This window comes from Nocardioides sp. SYSU D00065, from assembly GCF_017916425.1.
Classification (GTDB): domain Bacteria; phylum Actinomycetota; class Actinomycetes; order Propionibacteriales; family Nocardioidaceae; genus Nocardioides.
Map to the genome: position 1 here is coordinate 1,095,777 of NZ_JAFMSX010000002.1, position 17,680 is coordinate 1,113,456.

19 protein-coding genes and 1 tRNA gene are annotated in these 17,680 nt (G+C 71.3%); 11 read left to right on the forward strand and 9 right to left on the reverse strand.

Annotated features, from left to right (window positions below; translation table 11 throughout):
- Positions 1–6: 6 nt before the first annotated feature.
- From J3P41_RS13325 to J3P41_RS13340, 4 genes are read right to left on the reverse strand one after another with little or no spacing between them, the layout of a single operon-like run.
- Positions 7–426 (reverse strand): Fur family transcriptional regulator, encoded by a 420-nt coding sequence (locus J3P41_RS13325; protein ID WP_210650768.1) that lies wholly within the window; start codon positions 424–426, stop codon positions 7–9.
- Positions 413–1,417, reverse strand: coding sequence for a metal ABC transporter permease (locus tag J3P41_RS13330; RefSeq protein WP_210650769.1), 1,005 nt, complete (start codon positions 1,415–1,417; stop codon positions 413–415). Before J3P41_RS13330 ends, J3P41_RS13325 begins: the two co-directional genes overlap by 14 nt.
- Positions 1,414–2,229 carry a metal ABC transporter ATP-binding protein gene (locus J3P41_RS13335; RefSeq protein ID WP_210650770.1) on the reverse strand — a complete coding sequence of 272 codons (816 nt, stop codon included), beginning with the start codon at positions 2,227–2,229 and terminating at the stop codon, positions 1,414–1,416. Before J3P41_RS13335 ends, J3P41_RS13330 begins: the two co-directional genes overlap by 4 nt.
- Entirely contained in the window at positions 2,226–3,137 is a 912-nt protein-coding gene (locus J3P41_RS13340) for a metal ABC transporter solute-binding protein, Zn/Mn family (protein WP_307861980.1), read from the reverse strand. The genes J3P41_RS13335 and J3P41_RS13340 overlap by 4 nt, the downstream gene beginning before the upstream one ends.
- A gap of 192 nt (positions 3,138–3,329) precedes the next feature.
- Between J3P41_RS13340 and J3P41_RS13345 the strand changes: the two genes are divergently transcribed.
- The 6 genes from J3P41_RS13345 to J3P41_RS13370 all read left to right on the forward strand — a co-directional run bounded on the left by J3P41_RS13345 (position 3,330) and on the right by J3P41_RS13370 (position 9,453).
- Entirely contained in the window at positions 3,330–3,656 is a 327-nt protein-coding gene (locus J3P41_RS13345) for an antibiotic biosynthesis monooxygenase family protein (RefSeq protein ID WP_307861981.1), read from the forward strand.
- A gap of 63 nt (positions 3,657–3,719) precedes the next feature.
- On the forward strand, positions 3,720–5,120 hold the full coding sequence (locus tag J3P41_RS13350; protein ID WP_210650771.1) for a glycine--tRNA ligase: 1,401 nt from the start codon (positions 3,720–3,722) through the stop codon (positions 5,118–5,120).
- 56 nt (positions 5,121–5,176) lie between these two features.
- Positions 5,177–5,773 (forward strand): hypothetical protein, encoded by a 597-nt coding sequence (locus J3P41_RS13355; RefSeq protein WP_210650772.1) that lies wholly within the window; start codon positions 5,177–5,179, stop codon positions 5,771–5,773.
- 37 nt (positions 5,774–5,810) lie between these two features.
- Positions 5,811–6,950: a tRNA dihydrouridine synthase DusB gene (dusB, locus tag J3P41_RS13360; protein ID WP_210650773.1), complete on the forward strand. Its 1,140-nt coding sequence runs from the start codon at positions 5,811–5,813 to the stop codon at positions 6,948–6,950.
- A gap of 313 nt (positions 6,951–7,263) precedes the next feature.
- Entirely contained in the window at positions 7,264–8,079 is an 816-nt protein-coding gene (locus J3P41_RS13365; protein ID WP_210650774.1) for an SH3 domain-containing protein, read from the forward strand.
- Between the two features lie 57 nt (positions 8,080–8,136).
- Positions 8,137–9,453, forward strand: coding sequence for a deoxyguanosinetriphosphate triphosphohydrolase (locus tag J3P41_RS13370; RefSeq protein WP_210650775.1), 1,317 nt, complete (start codon positions 8,137–8,139; stop codon positions 9,451–9,453).
- Here J3P41_RS13370 and J3P41_RS13375 read toward each other — a convergent pair.
- Together J3P41_RS13375 and J3P41_RS13380 are read right to left on the reverse strand one after the other, a co-directional pair.
- A complete protein-coding gene (locus J3P41_RS13375; protein ID WP_210650776.1) occupies positions 9,450–9,776 on the reverse strand; it encodes a YtxH domain-containing protein in 327 nt (108 codons plus the stop codon). The two genes, J3P41_RS13370 and J3P41_RS13375, sit on opposite strands and share 4 nt — an antisense overlap.
- Positions 9,777–9,818: 42 nt before the next feature.
- A complete protein-coding gene (locus tag J3P41_RS13380; RefSeq protein ID WP_210650777.1) occupies positions 9,819–10,082 on the reverse strand; it encodes a DUF3618 domain-containing protein in 264 nt (87 codons plus the stop codon).
- A 115-nt stretch (positions 10,083–10,197) separates the two neighbouring features.
- Here J3P41_RS13380 and dnaG point away from each other — a divergent pair, with 115 nt between their 5' ends.
- From dnaG to J3P41_RS13395, 3 genes are all read left to right on the forward strand, one after another.
- A complete protein-coding gene (gene dnaG, locus J3P41_RS13385; RefSeq protein ID WP_210650778.1) occupies positions 10,198–12,096 on the forward strand; it encodes a DNA primase in 1,899 nt (632 codons plus the stop codon).
- Positions 12,093–12,596, forward strand: a complete 504-nt coding sequence (locus J3P41_RS13390; protein WP_210650779.1) for a hypothetical protein — start codon at positions 12,093–12,095, stop codon at positions 12,594–12,596. Before dnaG ends, J3P41_RS13390 begins: the two co-directional genes overlap by 4 nt.
- 52 nt (positions 12,597–12,648) lie before the next feature.
- Positions 12,649–12,721: transfer RNA gene (locus J3P41_RS13395), tRNA-Asn, on the forward strand.
- Positions 12,722–13,364: 643 nt separating this feature from the next.
- Here J3P41_RS13395 and J3P41_RS13400 read toward each other — a convergent pair.
- The 3 genes from J3P41_RS13400 to J3P41_RS13410 form a co-directional block, all read right to left on the reverse strand.
- Positions 13,365–13,805, reverse strand: coding sequence for a hypothetical protein (locus J3P41_RS13400; protein WP_210650780.1), 441 nt, complete (start codon positions 13,803–13,805; stop codon positions 13,365–13,367).
- 168 nt (positions 13,806–13,973) lie between these two features.
- The gene (locus J3P41_RS13405; protein WP_210650781.1) at positions 13,974–14,291 is read right to left on the reverse strand and encodes a DNA gyrase subunit A; all 318 of its coding nucleotides are present in this window, start codon (positions 14,289–14,291) and stop codon (positions 13,974–13,976) included.
- A 75-nt stretch (positions 14,292–14,366) separates the two neighbouring features.
- Positions 14,367–15,563 carry an IS110 family transposase gene (locus tag J3P41_RS13410; protein WP_210650782.1) on the reverse strand — a complete coding sequence of 399 codons (1,197 nt, stop codon included), beginning with the start codon at positions 15,561–15,563 and terminating at the stop codon, positions 14,367–14,369.
- Positions 15,564–16,174: 611 nt separating this feature from the next.
- Here J3P41_RS13410 and J3P41_RS13415 point away from each other — a divergent pair.
- A complete protein-coding gene (locus tag J3P41_RS13415; RefSeq protein WP_246861964.1) occupies positions 16,175–16,774 on the forward strand; it encodes a cysteine hydrolase family protein in 600 nt (199 codons plus the stop codon).
- A gap of 98 nt (positions 16,775–16,872) precedes the next feature.
- A complete protein-coding gene (locus tag J3P41_RS13420; RefSeq protein WP_210650784.1) occupies positions 16,873–17,676 on the forward strand; it encodes a hypothetical protein in 804 nt (267 codons plus the stop codon).
- Positions 17,677–17,680 lie beyond the last annotated feature (4 nt).

The window sequence follows — 17,680 nt, forward strand, 5'->3', positions numbered from 1 at the left end:
GCGCCGTCACCGGGTCGAGCAGCTCCGGCAGGTCCCGAAGACCTCCAGCGTGTGGCTGATCGCGGCGAAGCCGTGCTCGGCCGCGACCGTGTCGGCCCACTGCTCGACGGCCGGTCCCTCGACCTCCACGGTGGCCCCGCAGGCGCGGCAGACCAGGTGGTGGTGGTGCGTGCCGGAGCAGCGGCGCCAGATCGCCTCGCCCTCCTCGGTGCGCAGCATGTCGACCTCGCCGGCGTCGGCCAGGGTGGACAGGGTGCGGTAGACGGTCGCCAGGCCCACCGAGTCGCCCTGGCGCGAGATCAGGTCGTGGATCTCCTGCGCGCTGCGGAAGTCGTCGAAGGCGTCGAGGGCCGCCGCGACCGCGCGCCGCTGTCGCGTCGGGCGCACCGTCGGCCGGTCCGGGCCACCGCGCTCAGTGCTCGTCATAGTGCTCCCCGTGCACGGCGTGGCGGTGGCCGTCGTGGACGTAGTCGACGTGGTCCCCGTGCGGTACGGCCGGGTGTCCGCAGTCGGCGCCGTGCTCGTGGGGATGCTCGTCGGTGGAGCGGTGCGGGGCAGCCGACACCTCGGGGAACGGCGCCATCAGCCGGCTCCGTCGCCGCAGCCACACCCCGAGCGGCCAGGTCGCGGTGAACATCGCCAACGCGAGCAGGACGATCGTCGGTCCGGGGGCCACCGAGACGCGGAAGGACAGCGCGGCGCTCAGCACCAGCCCGCCGACCGAGGCGAGGCATCCCACGGCCATCGCGCCGAGCAGGGTGGCCCGGAACGAGCGCGCCAGCTGCTGCGACGTGGCGACCGGCACGACCATCAGCGCGGAGACGAGCAGGAGCCCGACGGTGCGCATGGCGACCGTGATGCTGACGGCGGCCAGCACGGCGATGAGCAGGTTGTAGGCGCGTACGCGCAGCCCGGCCACCCGCGCGAAGTCCTGGTCGCTCGCCACCGCGAACAGCTGCGGCGAGAGGCCGAGGGTGACCGTGAGCACCACGACGGTGAGGAGGGCGGTGAACAGGACGTCGTCGGGGGAGATGCTGTTGAGCGAGCCGAACAGGTACGCCTGCAGCGTGGCCGCGCCCTGACCGGCGATGCCGGTGATGAGCACGCCGCCGGCGAGGCCGCCGTAGAACAGCAGTGCGAGGGCCACGTCGCCGTTGGTGTGGCCGCGCTCGCGGATCAGCTCCATCAGCACCGCGCCGAGCACCGCCACCACGACCGCCGTCCACGTCGGGGACGTGCCGGTCAGCAGGCCCAGCGCGACGCCGGTGACGGCGACGTGACCGATGCCGTCGCCCAGCAGCGCGAGCCGCCGTTGCACGATGAAGGTGCCAATGGCCGGGGCGGCGAGGCCGGTCAGCAGCGCGGCGAGCAGCGCGCGCTGCATGAACTCGAGCGAGAACAGGTCCAGGAAGCTCATGCGCGGCCCCTCCGTTCCCAGTCGAACGGCGACCCGACATGGGGCGCGTGGTCGTGGTCGCCTGCGACGTCGTGGTCGTGCGCGTGGTGGGTGTGCGAGGCGACCTCCTGGCTCAGCGGCGGGCCGTCGTAGGCGACCCACCCGTCCCGCATGACCACGCTGCGGTCGATGAGCGGCGCCATCGGCCCGATCTCGTGCGCGACCAGCAGGATCGTGGCCCCGCGCGCCTTGAGGCGGCCGAGGGCGTCCGCCAGTGCCTGCTGGTTGGGCAGGTCGACGCCCGCGGTCGGCTCGTCGAGGACCAGCAGGTCCGGCTCGCCGGCCAGCGCCCGGGCGATGAGCACCCGCTGCTGCTGTCCGCCCGAGAGCTGGGAGACGCCGTGCGTGGCCCGGTCGGCGAGGCCGACGACCTCGAGCGCGGAGTCCACTGCTCGACGGTCGGCCGGGCCGGCCGGACGCAGCAGGCGGCGACGCCCGACCCGACCCGAGGCAACGACCTCGCGCACGGTGGCGGGTACGCCGCCGGTGGCCGTCGATCGCTGCGGCACGAAGCCCAGCCGGCGCCAGTCGGCGAAGTTCTCGATGGGGGTGCCGAAGAGCCGCACCGAGCCGCGGGCGTGAGGCAGCAGACCGGTGACGGCGCGGACGAGCGTCGACTTGCCCGAGCCGTTGGGGCCCAGCAGGGTCACCATGTCGCCCGTGCGCACGGTCAGGTCGACGTCACGCAGGATGGGCCGGCCCCCGATGGAGACGGACACCTGCTCCAGGACGACGGGCGCTGCGGTGGGCGGGGGCGCGGGGGATCGGGTCACGAGCAGCCGTTGGCCTGCTGGAGTGCGGTGAGGTTGGCGCGCATGAGGGAAAGGTAGTCCTCGTCGGCCGTGTCGTCCGAGAGCCCCTCGATCGGGTCGAGCACCGCGGTCTCCACGCCCAGGTCGTCGGCCAGGGTCTCGGCCATCTTGGGGCTGACCAGCCGCTCCGAGAACACCGTGGTCACCCCCTCCTCGGTGATGAGCTCCTGCAGGTGGGCGAGGTCCGCTGCGGTGGGCTCGGCGTCGGGGGAGAGGCCCGCGATGGCCTCGAAGTCGAGCCCGTAGCGCGCGAGGTAGCCGAAGGCCTCGTGGCTGACCACCGTGGTGGTCCGCTCGCACGTGGCCAGGCCCTCGGTGTACTCGCGGTCGAGCGCCTCCAGGTCGGTGCGCAGCTGCTCGGCGTTGTCGGCGTACGTCTGGGCGCCGTCGGGGTCGACCTCGCCCAGCTCGTCGGCGACGGCCTCCGCGAAGTCGGCGACCAGCAGCGGGTCGAGCCAGAAGTGCGGGTCGAGGTCACCGTGGTCGTGGCCCTCCTCGGCGTGCTCCTCCTCGGCGTGCTCCTCGTCCTCGTGGGCGGCGTGCTCCTCGGCGGTCTCGCCCTCGTGGCCCTCCTCGTGCTCGTCGGCGTGCTCGTCGGCGTGCTCGTCGGCGTGCTCGTCGGCGGGCCGCAGCTCCACGACGGCGGCGGCGTCGAGCACCGGCGCCTCGGCGGTGGCCGCCGTGTCGTCGACGGCCGGCTGGAAGCCCTCCTCGAGCACGACCAGGTCCGCCTCCTCGATCGCGGCGGTCTGCGCGATGCTGAGGTCGAGGTCGTGCGGCTCCTGGCCGGGCTGGGTGAGGTTCTCGACCGACCACTCGTCGCCCGCCACCTGCTCGGTCACCCACGCCAGCGGGTAGAAGGACGCCACGGCCCGGCGACCACTTCCGGAGGCGTCGTCCTCTGTCTGAGCGCATCCGGCAAGGAGGGCGGCTGCGGTCAGGAGGCTGGCGAGGGGAACGAGGCGGGTGGCGGGCGACATGAGAACGATTCTCAGCGAGACTGAGAACCGTTGTCAAACCGACGCGGCCGGCACGGCGCGACGTGGGCCTAGGCTGGGGCGGTGCTCGTCGTGACTCGGCTCCGTACGCCCGCCGACCCTGCCGCCGAGGACCAGCTGCGCGCCGGTCTGCTGCAGGCGCTCGGCGTCCTCGCCAGCAAACCGGGCTACGTCGGGGGAGAGGTCGGGCGCAACGTGGACGAGCCGACCCTCTGGGTGCTGAGCACCCGCTGGGAGAACGTCGGGTCCTACCGGCGGGCGCTGGGGTCGTACGAGGGCAAGATGCACGTACAGCCGCTGATGGTGCATGCGCTCGACGAGCCCAGTGCCTACGAGCTGGTCGAGGAGGGGACCGACCTCAACGAGGCCCAGCCGCGCTCGATAGGGTGAGCGCTCGCGCCCACGAGCCGGCAGCCAGCCGGCCCGACCTGCCCCATCCTGAAGGACTTCACCGTGGCCAAGCCCGCTCCGACCGCCCTGGACAACGTCGTCTCGCTCGCCAAGCGCCGAGGCTTCGTCTACCCCTGCGGGGAGATCTACGGCGGCACGCGGTCGGCGTGGGACTACGGCCCGCTCGGTGTGGAGCTCAAGGAGAACATCAAGCGCCAGTGGTGGAGGTTCATGGTCACCCGCCGCGACGACGTGGTCGGCCTCGACTCCAGCGTCATCCTGCCCACCCGCACGTGGGAGGCCAGCGGCCACCTGAGCACCTTCAGCGACCCGCTCGTGGAGTGCCAGTCGTGCCACAAGCGCTTCCGCGAGGACCACCTCCAGGAGGACCACGCCGCCAAGAAGGGCCTCGACGACCCCGACTCGGTCGACATCAACGAGTCGGTCGCCTGCCCCAACTGCGGCACCCGCAACGCCTGGACCGAGCCGCGCGAGTTCAACATGATGCTCAAGACCTACCTCGGTGTGATCGAGGACCAGTCCGGGCTGCACTACCTGCGCCCCGAGACCGCGCAGGGCATCTTCCTCAACTTCGCCAACGTGGTGACCTCGAGCCGGCAGAAGCCGCCGTTCGGCATCGCCCAGATGGGCAAGAGCTTCCGCAACGAGATCACTCCCGGCAACTTCATCTTCCGCACCCGCGAGTTCGAGCAGATGGAGATGGAGTTCTTCGTCAAGCCGGGCGAGGACGAGGAGTGGTTCCGCTACTGGATCGAGGAGCGCACCCGCTGGTACGTCGACCTCGGTATCAACCCCGACAACCTGCGCCACTACGAGCACCCGCAGGAGAAGCTGTCCCACTACTCCAAGGGCACCACCGACATCGAGTACCGCTTCGGGTTCTCCGGCCGTGACTTCGAGGAGCTCGAGGGCATCGCCAACCGCACCGACTTCGACCTCAAGCAGCACAGCGAGTTCTCCGGCAAGGACCTGTCGTACTACGACCAGGCCGCCGACGAGCGCTACCTGCCGTACGTGATCGAGCCCGCTGCCGGCCTGACCCGCTCCCTGATGGCGTTCCTCATCGACGCCTACACCGAGGACGAGGCGCCCAACACCAAGGGCGGCGTCGACAAGCGCGTCGTGCTCAAGCTCGACCCCCGACTGGCGCCGGTCAAGGTCGCCGTGCTGCCGCTGAGCCGCAACGCCGACCTGTCGCCCAAGGCGCGCGCCCTCGCCGCCGAGCTGCGCCAGAACTGGAACGTCGAGTTCGACGACTCCGGCGCCATCGGTCGCCGCTACCGCCGGCAGGACGAGATCGGCACGCCGTTCTGCGTGACGGTCGACTTCGAGACGCTGGACGACGACGCGGTCACCGTCCGCGAGCGCGACACGATGGCGCAGGAGCGGGTCAGCCTCGACGGCATCACCCGCTGGTTCGCCGACAAGCTCGTCGGCTGCTGAGGGCAGGCGCCACGGGGTGACGGGCCGCGCCGCCTGCGCCGTGCCACGATGACGACATGTGGCGCACCCTGCTCGTCCCGGCGGCCCTGACGCTGTCGCTGGCGGCGTGCTCGGGGTCCGGTCCCGGAGCGGGGGCGCCGGCCAGCCCCGGCACGGCCACCGCCCGGACGGTCGGCACCGAGCCGGGCACTGATCTCGAGCTGGGGCAGTCGGCCGTGCTGGTGTGGCAGCCCGCCGCCGACGTCACGGGTGAGCTCGAGCTCAGCGTCGACGAGGTCGCCGAGCAACGCCGCTCGGTCCTCGACGGCTGGACGCGCGACGACGCCATGGCCGCCTCGCGGCCCTACTTCGTCACGGTGACCCTCGCCAACGTCGGCGAGGCGGACCTCGGCGGCCAGGACGTCCCGCTCTACCTGCGCGACACCGACGGAGCCCTCGGCGCCCCGTGGACGGTGGGCGGCGACTTCAGGGCCTGCCAGAGCGGCCCGCTGCCCAGCCCGTTCGAGCCGGACGCCGAGGCCGCGATGTGCCTGGTCTACCTCGTCCCCGAGGGCGGCCGGGTGCGCGACATGGTCTTCCAGCCGACGGAGGGCTTCGACCCGATCACGTGGAGCGGCGACGTCCGCGAGCCGCGCCGGCGCGGCGAGGACTGAATTTGGGCCGGGCCCCCACCGGCTCGACAATGGGGGCATGACCGCGCTGCCCCACTCGCTGACGCTCGGGTCGCTGCGCGTCGAGACGCCGGTCGTGCTCGCCCCGATGGCCGGCATCACCAACGCGGCCTACCGGCGGCTGTGCGCCGAGCAGGGGGCCGGCCTCTACGTCAGCGAGATGATCACCAGCCGCGGCCTGGTCGAGGGCGACGAGACGACGCAGAAGATGCTCGTCTTCGACGAGCTCGAGAAGGTCCGCTCGGTCCAGCTCTACGGCACCGACCCGGTCTACATGGGCAAGGCGGTGGAGATCCTCTGCGGCGACCACGGCGTGGCCCACGTCGACCTCAACTTCGGCTGCCCGGTCCCCAAGGTGACCCGCAAGGGCGGCGGCGGGGCACTGCCGTGGAAGCGCGGCCTGCTCGCCGAGATCCTCGAGCACGCCGTCGCGGCCGCGGCGCCGTACGGCGTCCCGGTCACGATGAAGACCCGCAAGGGGCTCGACGAGCAGCACCTCACCTACCTCGACGCGGGACGCATCGCGCAGGAGTCAGGCGTCGCCGCCATCGCCCTGCACGGGCGCACCGTCCAGCAGGCGTACTCCGGCGAGGCCGACTGGGACGCCATCGGCGCCCTCGTCGACCACGTCGACATCCCCGTGCTCGGCAACGGCGACATCTGGGAGGCGGCCGACGCCCTCCGGATGGTGGCGCAGACCGGGGCTGCGGGCGTCGTCGTGGGACGCGGCTGCCTGGGCCGGCCGTGGCTGTTCCGCGACCTCGCGGCCGCCTTCCACGGCGAGCAGGTGGCGACGCTGCCGACGCTCGGCGAGGTGCGCACCATGATGCGTCGTCACGCCGAGCTGCTCTCCGAGCACATGGGGGAGCAGCGCGGGTGCAAGGAGTTCCGCAAGCACGTCACGTGGTACCTCAAGGGCTTCCGGGCCGGCGGCGAGCTGCGTCACCGACTGGCCCTGGTCGACTCGCTGGCGACGCTCGACGTGCTGCTGGCAGAGCTCGACCCAGACGAGCCCTTCCCCGCGCACGAGCTCGGCACCCCGCGTGGCCGGCAGGGCTCGCCGCGCGCCAGGGTGGCGCTGCCCGAGGGCTGGCTCGACGACACCGACGGCCGCGGAGCGCACGTGCGCGAGGACGCGCTCGAGACGACCGGCGGCTGAGCGTCGGCGCGCGCGGCGGGGGGCGCCGCCCCGGGATCCGTCACTGGTGAGGCGGAACACCTCGGTTTTAACCGTGGAAGATTGGGACAGGTCGAGAGACCTGTGCTTCACTCGATGATCGCGCCGGCGTGGGCACGAGGTCTCCCATCCTCCTCGTGGTTCGGCGCAGTCCCCCGTCAGCAACCGCAAAGGAATCAGCGCTGTGGCTCAGCATCGCCACAAGCGGGAAACCCCTGCTAAGCCTCGTTCGTCCTCGATCCCCCGCTCCGTCCTGGTCTCCGCACCGATCGCCGTCGTGGCGACGCTGTCGGCCGTGACCATGGGCGTGCTCACCGCCGAGCCGGCGCCCGCCGACAACCTCCTTGCCTCGTCGAGCACCTCCTCGTCGAGCACCTCCCAGTCGATCTCCGGCGCGACCGCCCTCGAGCGGCGCACCGACACGCCCGTGTCGCGCTCGCGCATCCGCACCGCCGCCCGTGCCGAGGCGGCCGCCCGGGAGGCCATCAGCGTCAACCGGCAGGCGCGTCGCCTGGCGCAGAAGGTCGACGACCGCCTGTGGACCACCGAGGTCCTCAACCTCTGGGACGGGCCGTCGGAGAAGTCCGAGAAGCACGGCGTGATCCAGGCCCTCGAGCAGGTACGGGTCACCGGCCGCCGCCAGGCGGGCCGCACTCAGATCGTCATCGACGGCCAGTCCCGGTGGGTCACCTCGCAGTACCTCGCTCAGAACAAGCCGAAGCCCGAGAAGGCCGACAAGGGCGAGCCCGCCGGCCCGAGCATGGGCGGCACCTGCACCAACGGCTCCGTGATCGACGCGGGCCGCGCGACGCTGTACGAGATCCACGACGTGGTCTGCGCGAACTGGCCCGAGATCACCAGCTACGGCACGTGGCGCGGCGACGGCGAGCACGGGCAGGGCCGGGCCATGGACATCATGGTCTCGGGGGAGACCGGCTGGGCCGTGGCGAACTTCCTGCAGGCCAACTACGCCTCGCTCGGCGTGGAGTACATCATCTACGCCCAGCACATCTGGTCGGTGGAGCGCGCCGGCGAGGGCTGGCGCGGCATGTCCAACCGCGGCTCGGTCACCGCCAACCACTACGACCACGTGCACGTCACCGTCTACTGAGGCGGCCGACGAGCCAGTCGCCTCGGTGTCCGCGGCGCTCGCTAGGCTGACCGGCCGATGAGCATCGAGGAGCTGTACGACGACGCGGCGCGCGAGCGCCTGGTCGAGGAGCCGCCCAAGCGGGTCGACGCGCCGGTGCGGCTGGCGTTCGAGCGCGACCGGGCGCGCGTCGTGCATGCGGCGGCGTCGCGCCGGCTCGCCGCCAAGACCCAGGTCGTGGGCCCGCAGACCGACGACTTCGTCCGCAACCGGCTCACCCACAGCCTCGAGGTGGCCCAGATCGCCCGCGACCTCGCGCGCGCCCTCGGCACCCACCCGGACATCGCCGAGACCGCCGCACTGGCCCACGACATGGGCCACCCGCCGTTCGGCCACAACGGCGAGCGGGTGCTGGCCGAGCTGAGCGCCGACTGCGGCGGGTTCGAGGGCAACGCCCAGACGCTGCGGCTGCTGACCCGGCTCGAGTCGAAGACCTTCGACGCCGACGGCGCTTCGGTCGGCCTCAACCTCACGCGGGCCACCCTCGACGCCTGCACCAAGTACCCCTGGCCCCGGTCGGAGGCGACCGGTCCGCACGGCGTGCACGCCGACGGCACCCCGCGCGTGGTGGTGAAGTTCGGCGTCTACGACGACGACCGGCCGGTGTTCGACTGGCTGCGCGCCGGCGTCGCGGGGCGGCGGCGCTGCGTGGAGGCGCAGGTGATGGACCTCGCCGACGACGTCGCCTACTCGGTGCACGACGTCGAGGACGGCATCGTGGCCGGCCGGCTCGACCTGACCAGCCTCGACCGCGCGGCCCTGTGGGAGACGGTGCGTTCGTGGTACCTGCCCGGTGCCGACGACGCCACGCTCGACTCCGCCCTCGACGGCCTGCGGGCCGTCGGGAGCTGGCCGCGGTCCTCCTACGACGGCAGCAGGCGCAGCCTCGCCGCCATCAAGAACCTCACCAGCGACCTCATCGGCCGCTTCTGCGGCGGCGTCCAGCAGGCGACGTTCGCCGCCACCGAGTCCGTGCCGCTCGTACGGCACCGGGCCGACCTGGTCGTCCCGGAGGACACCGAGGTGGAGATCGCGGTGCTCAAGGGCATCGCCGCCCACTACGTGATGCAGGCCGGCGACCGGGTGGCGCTGATGGAGCGGCAGCGCCAGCTCGTGGCCGAGCTGGTGGAGTGGACCTGGGCGCGGGGCGCGGACGGCCTCGACCCGGTCTTCGTCGCCGACTGGGACGAGGCGGCCGACGACGCCGCCCGCCGGCGGGTGGTCATCGACCAGGTCGCGTCGCTGACCGACGCGAGCGCCCTCGCGCGCCACACCGCGCTCGCCCCCACCGGGTGGGCGCGGGCGAGCGCGGCGTCGCGTCAGGTCGGGAGCTAGGGCAGGTCGCCCTGCGGGTAGGGGTTGTCCTGCCGCGCGGTGCTCTCGGGGTTGAGCTGGTCCTCGAGGTCGGAGCGGTGCTCGCCGTTGCCCGAGGGCGTCACCTTGTCGGCGGCCGAGCCGGCGGCCGAGGCGACCTTGTCCTTGACGACGGGGGCCTTCTCCTTGGCCAGGTCGGCCGCCTGGTGCGCCTTCTCCTGCACCCGCGGGTCCTCCTTGACGCGGGTGGCGGCCTTCTTGATCTGTTCGTAGCGCTCCCGGCCGGCACGGGCGCCGAGCACGTAGCCGACGCCTCCGGCGACGAGCAGCATGAGCTTCTTCATGATGGGTCTCCCTCCTCGGGCGAGCGGATGTGAGTGGTGCGGTCAGTGGACGCGGCGACGGCGCCAGAGCAGCAGCACGACCGCCATCGCGACCAGCGAGCCGGCGGCTGCGAGCACCTCCGGACGCGGAGTGCCGTCGTCGGTCGTCGCGGAGTCCTTGAGCGAGGCGACCTTGCGGCGAGCCCGTGCCTTGACGTCGAGCTTCGCGGCGAGCTCGTCGATCGTGCCGGCCAGCTGCTCGCGCTGGGCCTCGATCTCGGCCTCGATCTCGGCGGGCGTCTTCTGCCCTCCCTGCGGAGCAGTCATGGCACGACCCTGTCAAACTCGCCCGTCGACCACCAGCCACGCCCGCCCCAAGGGGTGGCCGGGGCGTGTGGAGACCGCGACGTGGTGGTGGGTGACCGCCCGTAGACTCCCCGGCGTGGCAGGCCGGATTCGCGACGACGACATCGCCGAGGTGCGCGAGAAGGCGCGGATCGACGACGTGGTCTCCGGCTACGTCACCCTCAAGTCCGCCGGCGGCGGCTCTCTGAAGGGGCTGTGCCCCTTCCACGACGAGAAGACGCCGTCGTTCAACGTCAATCCCGCACGGCAGTTCTTCCACTGCTTCGGCTGTGGCGAGGGAGGCGACGTCATCGCGTTCCTCATGAAGGTCGACGGCCTGTCCTTCGTGGAGTCCGTCGAGCGGCTCGCGGACAAGTTCGGCGTACAGCTGCGCCGCGAGGACGGCGACGACGAGCCGCAGCGACCCCGCGGCCCGGCCCGCGGCCGCCTGATCGAGGCGCACAAGGTGGCACAGGAGTTCTACGCCGAGCAGCTGGGCTCCGCCGACGCGGTGGTCGCCCGCCAGTTCCTCCACCAGCGCGGCTTCGACCAGGCGGCGGCGGAGATGTTCGGCGTCGGCTTCGCGCCGCGCGACGGTGAGGCCCTCACCCGCCACCTGCGCGGGCGTCGCTTCACCGACGAGGAGGTGGTCGCCGCCGGGCTGGTCGCGCAGGGGCGCTCCCACTACGACCGGTTCCGGGGCCGGCTGGTGTGGCCGATCCGCGAGGCCAACGGCGACACCATCGGCTTCGGCGCCCGCCGCATCTTCGACGACGACCGCATCGAGGCCAAGTACCTCAACACCTCCGAGACGGCGATCTACAAGAAGAGCCAGGTGCTCTACGGCATCGACCTGGCCCGCACGGCGATGAAGGACAGCCAGCAGGCCGTCGTGGTCGAGGGCTACACCGACGTGATGGCCTGTCACCTCGCCGGCGTACGCACAGCGGTGGCGTCGTGCGGCACCGCCTTCGGCACCGACCATGCACGGGTCCTGCGCCGGTTCATGGGCGACCACGGCACGACCAGCGGCGAGGTGATCTTCACCTTCGACGGCGACTCGGCGGGGCAGAAGGCCGCGATGAAGGTGCTCGACAGCGACCAGGTGTTCGCCTCCCAGACCTACGTCGCGGTCGCACCGGAGGGCATGGACCCCTGCGACCTCCGGCTGCGCGAGGGCGACGAGGCGGTCCGCGAGCTCGTCGCCAAGCGCCGCCCGCTCTACCGCTTCGCGCTCGACAACATCCTGGCTCGCCACGACCTCGACCGCGCCGACGGGCGGGTCGACGCGCTGCGCGACGCAGCGGGACTGGTCGCGAGCATCCGCGACAAGACGAAGGTCGAGTCCTTCTCCCGCGAGCTCGCCCACATGGTCGGCGTCGACGTCGACGAGGTACGCACCGAGGTGCGGCGGGCAGCCGACCGTCCCGCGCGCACCGACGAGCGCCGTCCCTCCCGACCGGCCGAGGCGGCGGCCCCCGAGGCCCCCCGCCCGACCCTGCCGAGCCTGTCGGACCCGCGGTTCCTGATCGAGCGGGAGATGCTCAAGCTCGTCATCCAGCACCCCGGCGGCGTGGGACGTACGACCGCCCACGTCACCACCGACGACTTCACCCATCCGACCTTCCAGGGCGTGTGGGACGCGGTCACCGCCGCCGGCGGCCCGACGACTGGCGTCGACGACCCGGGCTGGGCCAACCGCGTGCGGGGGGCGGCCACCGACCCCGCCGTCGTGGCGGCGGTCACCGAGCTCGGCGTGGAGCCGGTGCGCGGCACCTCCGACCCCACCCCGACCTTCGCCGTGGCCTACGTCTACCGGCTGCAGGAGCTGACCACGTCCCGTCGGATCGCCGACGTCAAGGCCCGCCTCCAGCGCACGAACCCGGTCGACCAAGCGCTCGACTACAACCGGATGTTCGGCGAGCTGGTCATGCTCGAGCAGCACCGCCGCAAGCTGCGTGAGGGCGCGGTCGGGCAGTCGGGAGCCCAGGGGTGAGCCGGTTGCGGCGTCGGCCGACGCCGTCCGTGGCGGTGGAGCCGGGGGAGAAGGTCCTGGCGGCCACCACCAGCGCGGAGGGCGCCGTGCTCGCGGGCACCCGCGACGCGTTCTACGTCGTGGCCGACGGCGCGACCCGACGCGTGCCGTGGGAGGAGGTGGAGGCGGCTCACTGGGACCGCGACACCGACGCGTTCACGCTGGCGGAGGTCGGGTCGTGGGGCGAGCAGCGCGTCGTGCACTCCGCGACCCTGCCGGAGCCGGGTCGGCTGCTCGAGCTGGTCCGTGAGCGGGTCACGGCCAGCGTCGTCCTGCAGCGGCACGTCGTGGTCGCCGGCCGCCGGGGCCTGCGCGTCATCGCGCGCCGGGCGCCCTCGGGAGCCGGCGGCGTGCAGTGGGTCTACGAGTACGACGAGGGGGTCGACCCGGACGACCCCGCCGTCCGCGCCGCGGCGCGCGAGGCGCTCGAGGTCATGCAGCGCGACGTCGGCCTGCCCTGATTTCACCCCCGAAGTCGGGGCTTGCTAAGGTTTCGCCTCGCTGCACAAGCGATCCCCTGTAGCTCAACTGGCAGAGCATTCGGCTGTTAACCGGAGGGTTGTTGGTTCGAGTCCAACCGGGGGAGCAAAGAACCGGCCCTGACCTGCAAACACAGGTCGGGGCCGGTTCCGTGTCCAGGGTGAATCCCCACATAGTCCCCAGTTGCGCCGTGCGGAGCACGTCCACGGCAGCGGCAATCGGCCGAGTCTTGATGTACGTCGACGTCGTCACGGGTTCTTGCCCGAGGACGGCGGCAATCTGACCGAGGCTCGCCCCGGCATCGTCGGCAAGGGTTGCATGTGTGCGTCGGAACGTGTGGCTGCCTGCCCACTGGCACCCGGCGGCGTCGAGGACCTCGCGCATGGGTGTCGAGCACGTTGGAGAGGTCGCGGGGCTAGCCCATCTCCGACGGGTATCCGTCACGCCGAACACGAGTCCCTCGGTCCCGTGACAGCCGGCGCGGAGCAGGTTCGCCAGTGATGCCGAGTATGAGCGCGAGTTCAGCGCGTGGGCAGGCGCGGCTGGTGGTTCGCTGAGGTCGAGGTAGGCCCCGAGACTTTCGAGGACTTTGAGGACTGGTGGTCCCGCATGTTCGACGGCGGACAAGACCAGTAGCCGCAGGAAAGCTCTCACTCGGTGTCCCTATTGACGATGCAGTTGTCGGATCTGCCGATGAGCGCATCGGTGTTGCGCAACTGCGTGCGTGCGCTCGATTGCGTAGGTGGTCGTCAGAGGCGGTCTGGCGTTCTGCCAGCAACCCAGGCGAAGGCCCCCGCCCCCGCACCCGCCACGACGACGAACGAAGTCACATCAAGTTGGCTGAGGTCGATACGGCCGATGCTCGACGCAAGAACCAGCACGGCCGGGCAACACATCGCAGCGACACCGGCCGCAAGCGGTCGAGCGGTGGACGTGGGTCGTCCGCGTGGGACAAGAAGCATGAGCACAGCACCTACGACAGCACCGGACAAAACTCCCAGCGTCATTCCCACCAACGCGCCGAGGATCGACGATTCGACGGGATTGCCAACCAGCGGCCCAACGCCTTCGGCCGGGGTTGTGAGCCAACCCAACATCGCACCCAGCACGGTCCCACCGACGATTCCGGTCACGGGACCGGCGAGCAGCCACCAAGCATCTGACGTATTCCACTTCGCCGATTCCTTCACAGGCGAACCGTAGCCAGCGCATCGGCCAAGACCGAGCATCACCGTGGCGACTCTGCGAGAACGCGCCAATGAGAGGCTCGGCTCTTCCGCGTTGAGGGCGGCTACGCCCGCGATGACCTGCCGCCGATGGTGCGAAGTCTGCCGATGAGCGGAAGTGCGATGACGTCGTCACGCTCGCCCGAGCTGCCGCTCCAGGTCCTTGACCCGCTCACCGAGCTCGTGACGTCGCTGCTCGATCTTTGCCCGGTCCATCGCAGTCAGGCGCCGGAACTGGAGGTCCATCACGGCCCACGCCTGCACCTCCGTGAAGGCATACCGGTCCACGAGCGCTCGGTTGGCCGCCTCAGGATCCGCAGCACTCAGCATGACGTCGAGGATGGCGTGCGCGTCGCTCGCCGCGGCGGCAATGGCTGCGTAGATGTGCACCTGCCGGAGAGCGTCTTGCAGGTCTTCCTCAGGGCCTACCTCCGGATTCCGGTTCTTCATGTGGCTCAGCGTGCCACGTCCAATGGCCACGGCTCCGGGCCCCGGCTGTACGTCCGGATCTGGCACCCCTCTGTGTCAAGGGGCGCTTGGAGTGAGGGTCTTCCGACCGGGCGGTGGTCGGCGTAGCGTCGGCCGCGCGGGTCCGGGGAGTGGCTGATCCGAAGTGTCGATGAGCGGGTGTGAGTCGGCCGCGCTGGATTGAAGTGTCGCCCCGCAGTGCCCTCCCGGACCCGCACCAGCAGCCTTGGCGTCGGCGAGGAGCTGGCGGTAGACGACGTCGGACAGGCGGCGTTTGAGGCACCGCAGGGCTTCCATCGGTGTCTTCCCGGCGGCGAGCTTGCGCCGGTAGTAGTCGCGGCCTTTGGTGTCGTGGCGGATCTGCACGATCGAGGCGACGTGCAGGACGTGATTGATGCGCCGGTTCCCCGCACGTGAGAGCCGGTGGCGGGTCTGCTCACCGGACGAGGCGTCCAGTGGTGCGGTGCCGGTCCAGGACGCGAACCGGTTCCGGTCAGCGAACCGGGTCACGTCGCCGACGTCAGCCAGCACCCGTGCCGCGCCGGCGGGTCCGACTCCGTAGATGTCCATCAGGGTTGAGCCGCGCTCGAGCACCGCGGCCTTCAACTCGGCTTTGATCTTCTTCAGCTTGGAGTCGACCGCGACCAGGTCGGCGATCTCCTCGACCGCCATCCGGCGCCGGGTCTTGCCCGCGATGTCACGCGGCCTGACGGTGGCGAGCATCGTCTTGGCCTGAGCGGCTGACAGGTCGCGTTTGCGCTGGCCCGGCAGCAGTTCACTGAGCAGGCGTTGCAGCCGGTTGACGGTCTGGACCCGTTGGCGGGCTAGTTCGTCGCGGCGGTCGGTGAGCATCCGCAAGGCTTCGAGTTCACCGTCCTCGACCACCATCCGCAGGCCGTCGGTGCGGACTGCGACGACGGCGATGGAGTGGGCGTCCAGGGCGTCGGTCTTGCGGTTGTGGCCGGTGTCGAAGAGCCGCACCCGGGCCGCGAGCTTGGCCGGCACATCGACGACCTGTTCGCCGGCTGTGACGAGTCGTTGGGCCAGCGGACGACCGGCGCCATTGGCTCCCTCGACGGCCCAGACCCGGTCTGGCCACTGCTTCACATAGCGCTGCAGCGCTGTGTAGCCGGCTTGGTCTGTGGCGAAGCGACCCGTGCCGAGCAACCGCTCGTGGGTGTCGACCACCTCGATCGTCACCGACATCTTGTGGAGATCGACCCCGATGATCACGCCCTTCTTCGTGCCGCTCATCTGCTCACCTCGTCTTGTGGCTGGTGCCGATGGACGACGAGGTGGGCATTGCTACTACGAGCTGGGCAAACCCCTCTGGAGCCACTCCTTGTCACGGTGACCGACGGGTCGCAGTCCAGATGTGAGCCACACCCCGACGGTGGGCAGCCGATAAGAGAGCGTCCCGCCGATTACCTAGATCAGAGTCTGGCCAGACCCCGATCCTGAGGGAAGTCTCTTAGTAGCCGCTGATGGTGCATGCATCCACGGAACCTGGCGGGGGATTGCCATTGGAATGGCCCGGACGGTTGTTGGTTCGAGTCCAACCGGGGGAGCCAGAGAAGGGCCCTGGCCTGCATCGCGGGTCGGGGCCCTTCGCATGTCGGCTGTGTCCGCGCGCGGCGTTCGTCTGCTGGCGGCACGGGGCTTGTAACGCCCTGTTGAGGCTTGTACCCACCCCCGTGCACGGGGGTGGGTACAAGCAGTAACACGGCGTTACATGGGCCGTCGGGCTGGTCGGAATGCGCACGGGCACGCACCGCCGACCGGAGGAGTTTGCCCGGGCGCAAGCGTTCGGCAAGTCGCGGCGGCGAGCATGGGCCTTGCCCCGCGCCGACACCCAGGAGAACCCCTTGACCACTGCACCCATCGACCAGCTCGACCGAAGGGCGGCGCTCGTCGTCGTCGACGTCCAACGCGCCTTCGACGACCCCCGGTGGGGGACCCGGAACAACCCCGGCGCCGACCGCAACATCGCGGCGCTCATCCAGGCGTTCACCGCGGCCGGACGCCCTCTCGTGTACGTCCGTCACGACGGCCGTGATCCTGCGGGGACGCTGCACCCCAGCCAGCCGGGGAACCGCCTGAAGGCCTACGTCGAGGAGCACGAGCCCGACCTGTTGGTCACCAAGCACGTGAACTCCGCCTTCCACGGGGCGCCGGACCTGAACAGCTGGCTGACAGGTCAGGGCATCACCGACGTGTGCATCGCCGGGATCACGACGAACCACTGCTGCGAGACCACCGCGCGGGTCGGCGGCAACCTGGGCTACAACGTGTACTTCGCGATCGACGCCACCCACACGTTCGACCGACTGGGGCCCGACGGCACGCTGATGACGGGGGACGAGCTGATGCGAGCCACGGCCACCAACCTGCACGGCGAGTTCGCCACCGTGGTCACGACCGAGGAGCTCCTGCACCGCGTGAGGACCGGCGCCTCCGGCCGGTGATCCCACGCCGCGTTGCGGTGGCGTAACGCTTCGCCGCGCCATGTGAAGTGTGCGTTACACCGCGCGGCACGTCGGCGGCCGTGGGCCAGAGTGCTCGCATGAGCGCGGAACAGGGGACCGGGAGGGACGAGGCGGCCGGGTTCGTCGTACGTCCGGACGGGTCGGTGGTGGGCGACGACGGCGCCGACGGCGCGCTCGCGGCGGCCCTGCCCTACACCGGACGGCTCGCACGACGGATGGGCGAGCTCGTCGACGCAGGGGATCTCCGGCTCATGGAGGCGTTCGGGACCCACCGGCTGCTGGTCGGCGTCACCTGGACGCCCGCCGGCGAGGGGACCTACAGGGCGGCCGTCACGCCCGTGCCAGCCCACACCCCGCCGTCGGTGGTCGTCGTCGGGGCCGTGGACACCGCCGCGGCAATCACGCACTGCCTCGAGCGCCTCTCCCAGGTGGACGGCGTGACCTGGAGCTCCGTCATCTCGGCCGGCTCCCGCGTGCTGGCCGCGCACGGGGAGCGGCAGGAGCTCGACCACCTCGCCGAGGTCGGCAACCGCATGCTGGCGATCCTCCGGTCCCTCGCCGACCAGCACGCCACCGGCTTCATGCGGCTGCGCTTCGAGGAGGGGTCGCTGGTCGGTGCCGCGCTGGGTCGCCACGCCCTGGTCGCGCGTGCGACCTCGGCGGCGGACGAGGACCTGCTGGCGATGATCGACGAGATCCGGGCGGTCCTGGCCGGGCACGACCTCACGACCGTGGCGCGCGAGCCCGCCGCGCAGGCGGGCGACCAACCCGAGGCCCAGACCGCGCCGGTCCCTCCGCCCGCACTCGTCGGCGCCCGCTTCCGCGGCGCCGGCGATCCGGCCGGCCGGAAGCGACGCAGGCCCCTCTTCCGGACGCGCTGAGGCG

What these genes read in the sequence shown, in the direction of transcription:
- J3P41_RS13420 (WP_210650784.1), top strand. Translation starts at nt 16,873, where the DNA reads ATGAGCGCGGAACAGGGGACCGGGAGGGACGAGGCGGCCGGGTTCGTC.
- J3P41_RS13325 (WP_210650768.1), bottom strand. Translation starts at nt 426, where the DNA reads ATGACGAGCACTGAGCGCGGTGGCCCGGACCGGCCGACGGTGCGCCCG.
- J3P41_RS13375 (WP_210650776.1), bottom strand. Translation starts at nt 9,776, where the DNA reads ATGAAGAAGCTCATGCTGCTCGTCGCCGGAGGCGTCGGCTACGTGCTC.
- dusB (WP_210650773.1), top strand. Translation starts at nt 5,811, where the DNA reads ATGACCGCGCTGCCCCACTCGCTGACGCTCGGGTCGCTGCGCGTCGAG.
- J3P41_RS13370 (WP_210650775.1), top strand. Translation starts at nt 8,137, where the DNA reads ATGAGCATCGAGGAGCTGTACGACGACGCGGCGCGCGAGCGCCTGGTC.
- J3P41_RS13405 (WP_210650781.1), bottom strand. Translation starts at nt 14,291, where the DNA reads ATGAAGAACCGGAATCCGGAGGTAGGCCCTGAGGAAGACCTGCAAGAC.
- J3P41_RS13380 (WP_210650777.1), bottom strand. Translation starts at nt 10,082, where the DNA reads ATGACTGCTCCGCAGGGAGGGCAGAAGACGCCCGCCGAGATCGAGGCC.
- J3P41_RS13410 (WP_210650782.1), bottom strand. Translation starts at nt 15,563, where the DNA reads ATGAGCGGCACGAAGAAGGGCGTGATCATCGGGGTCGATCTCCACAAG.
- J3P41_RS13330 (WP_210650769.1), bottom strand. Translation starts at nt 1,417, where the DNA reads ATGAGCTTCCTGGACCTGTTCTCGCTCGAGTTCATGCAGCGCGCGCTG.
- J3P41_RS13355 (WP_210650772.1), top strand. Translation starts at nt 5,177, where the DNA reads ATGTGGCGCACCCTGCTCGTCCCGGCGGCCCTGACGCTGTCGCTGGCG.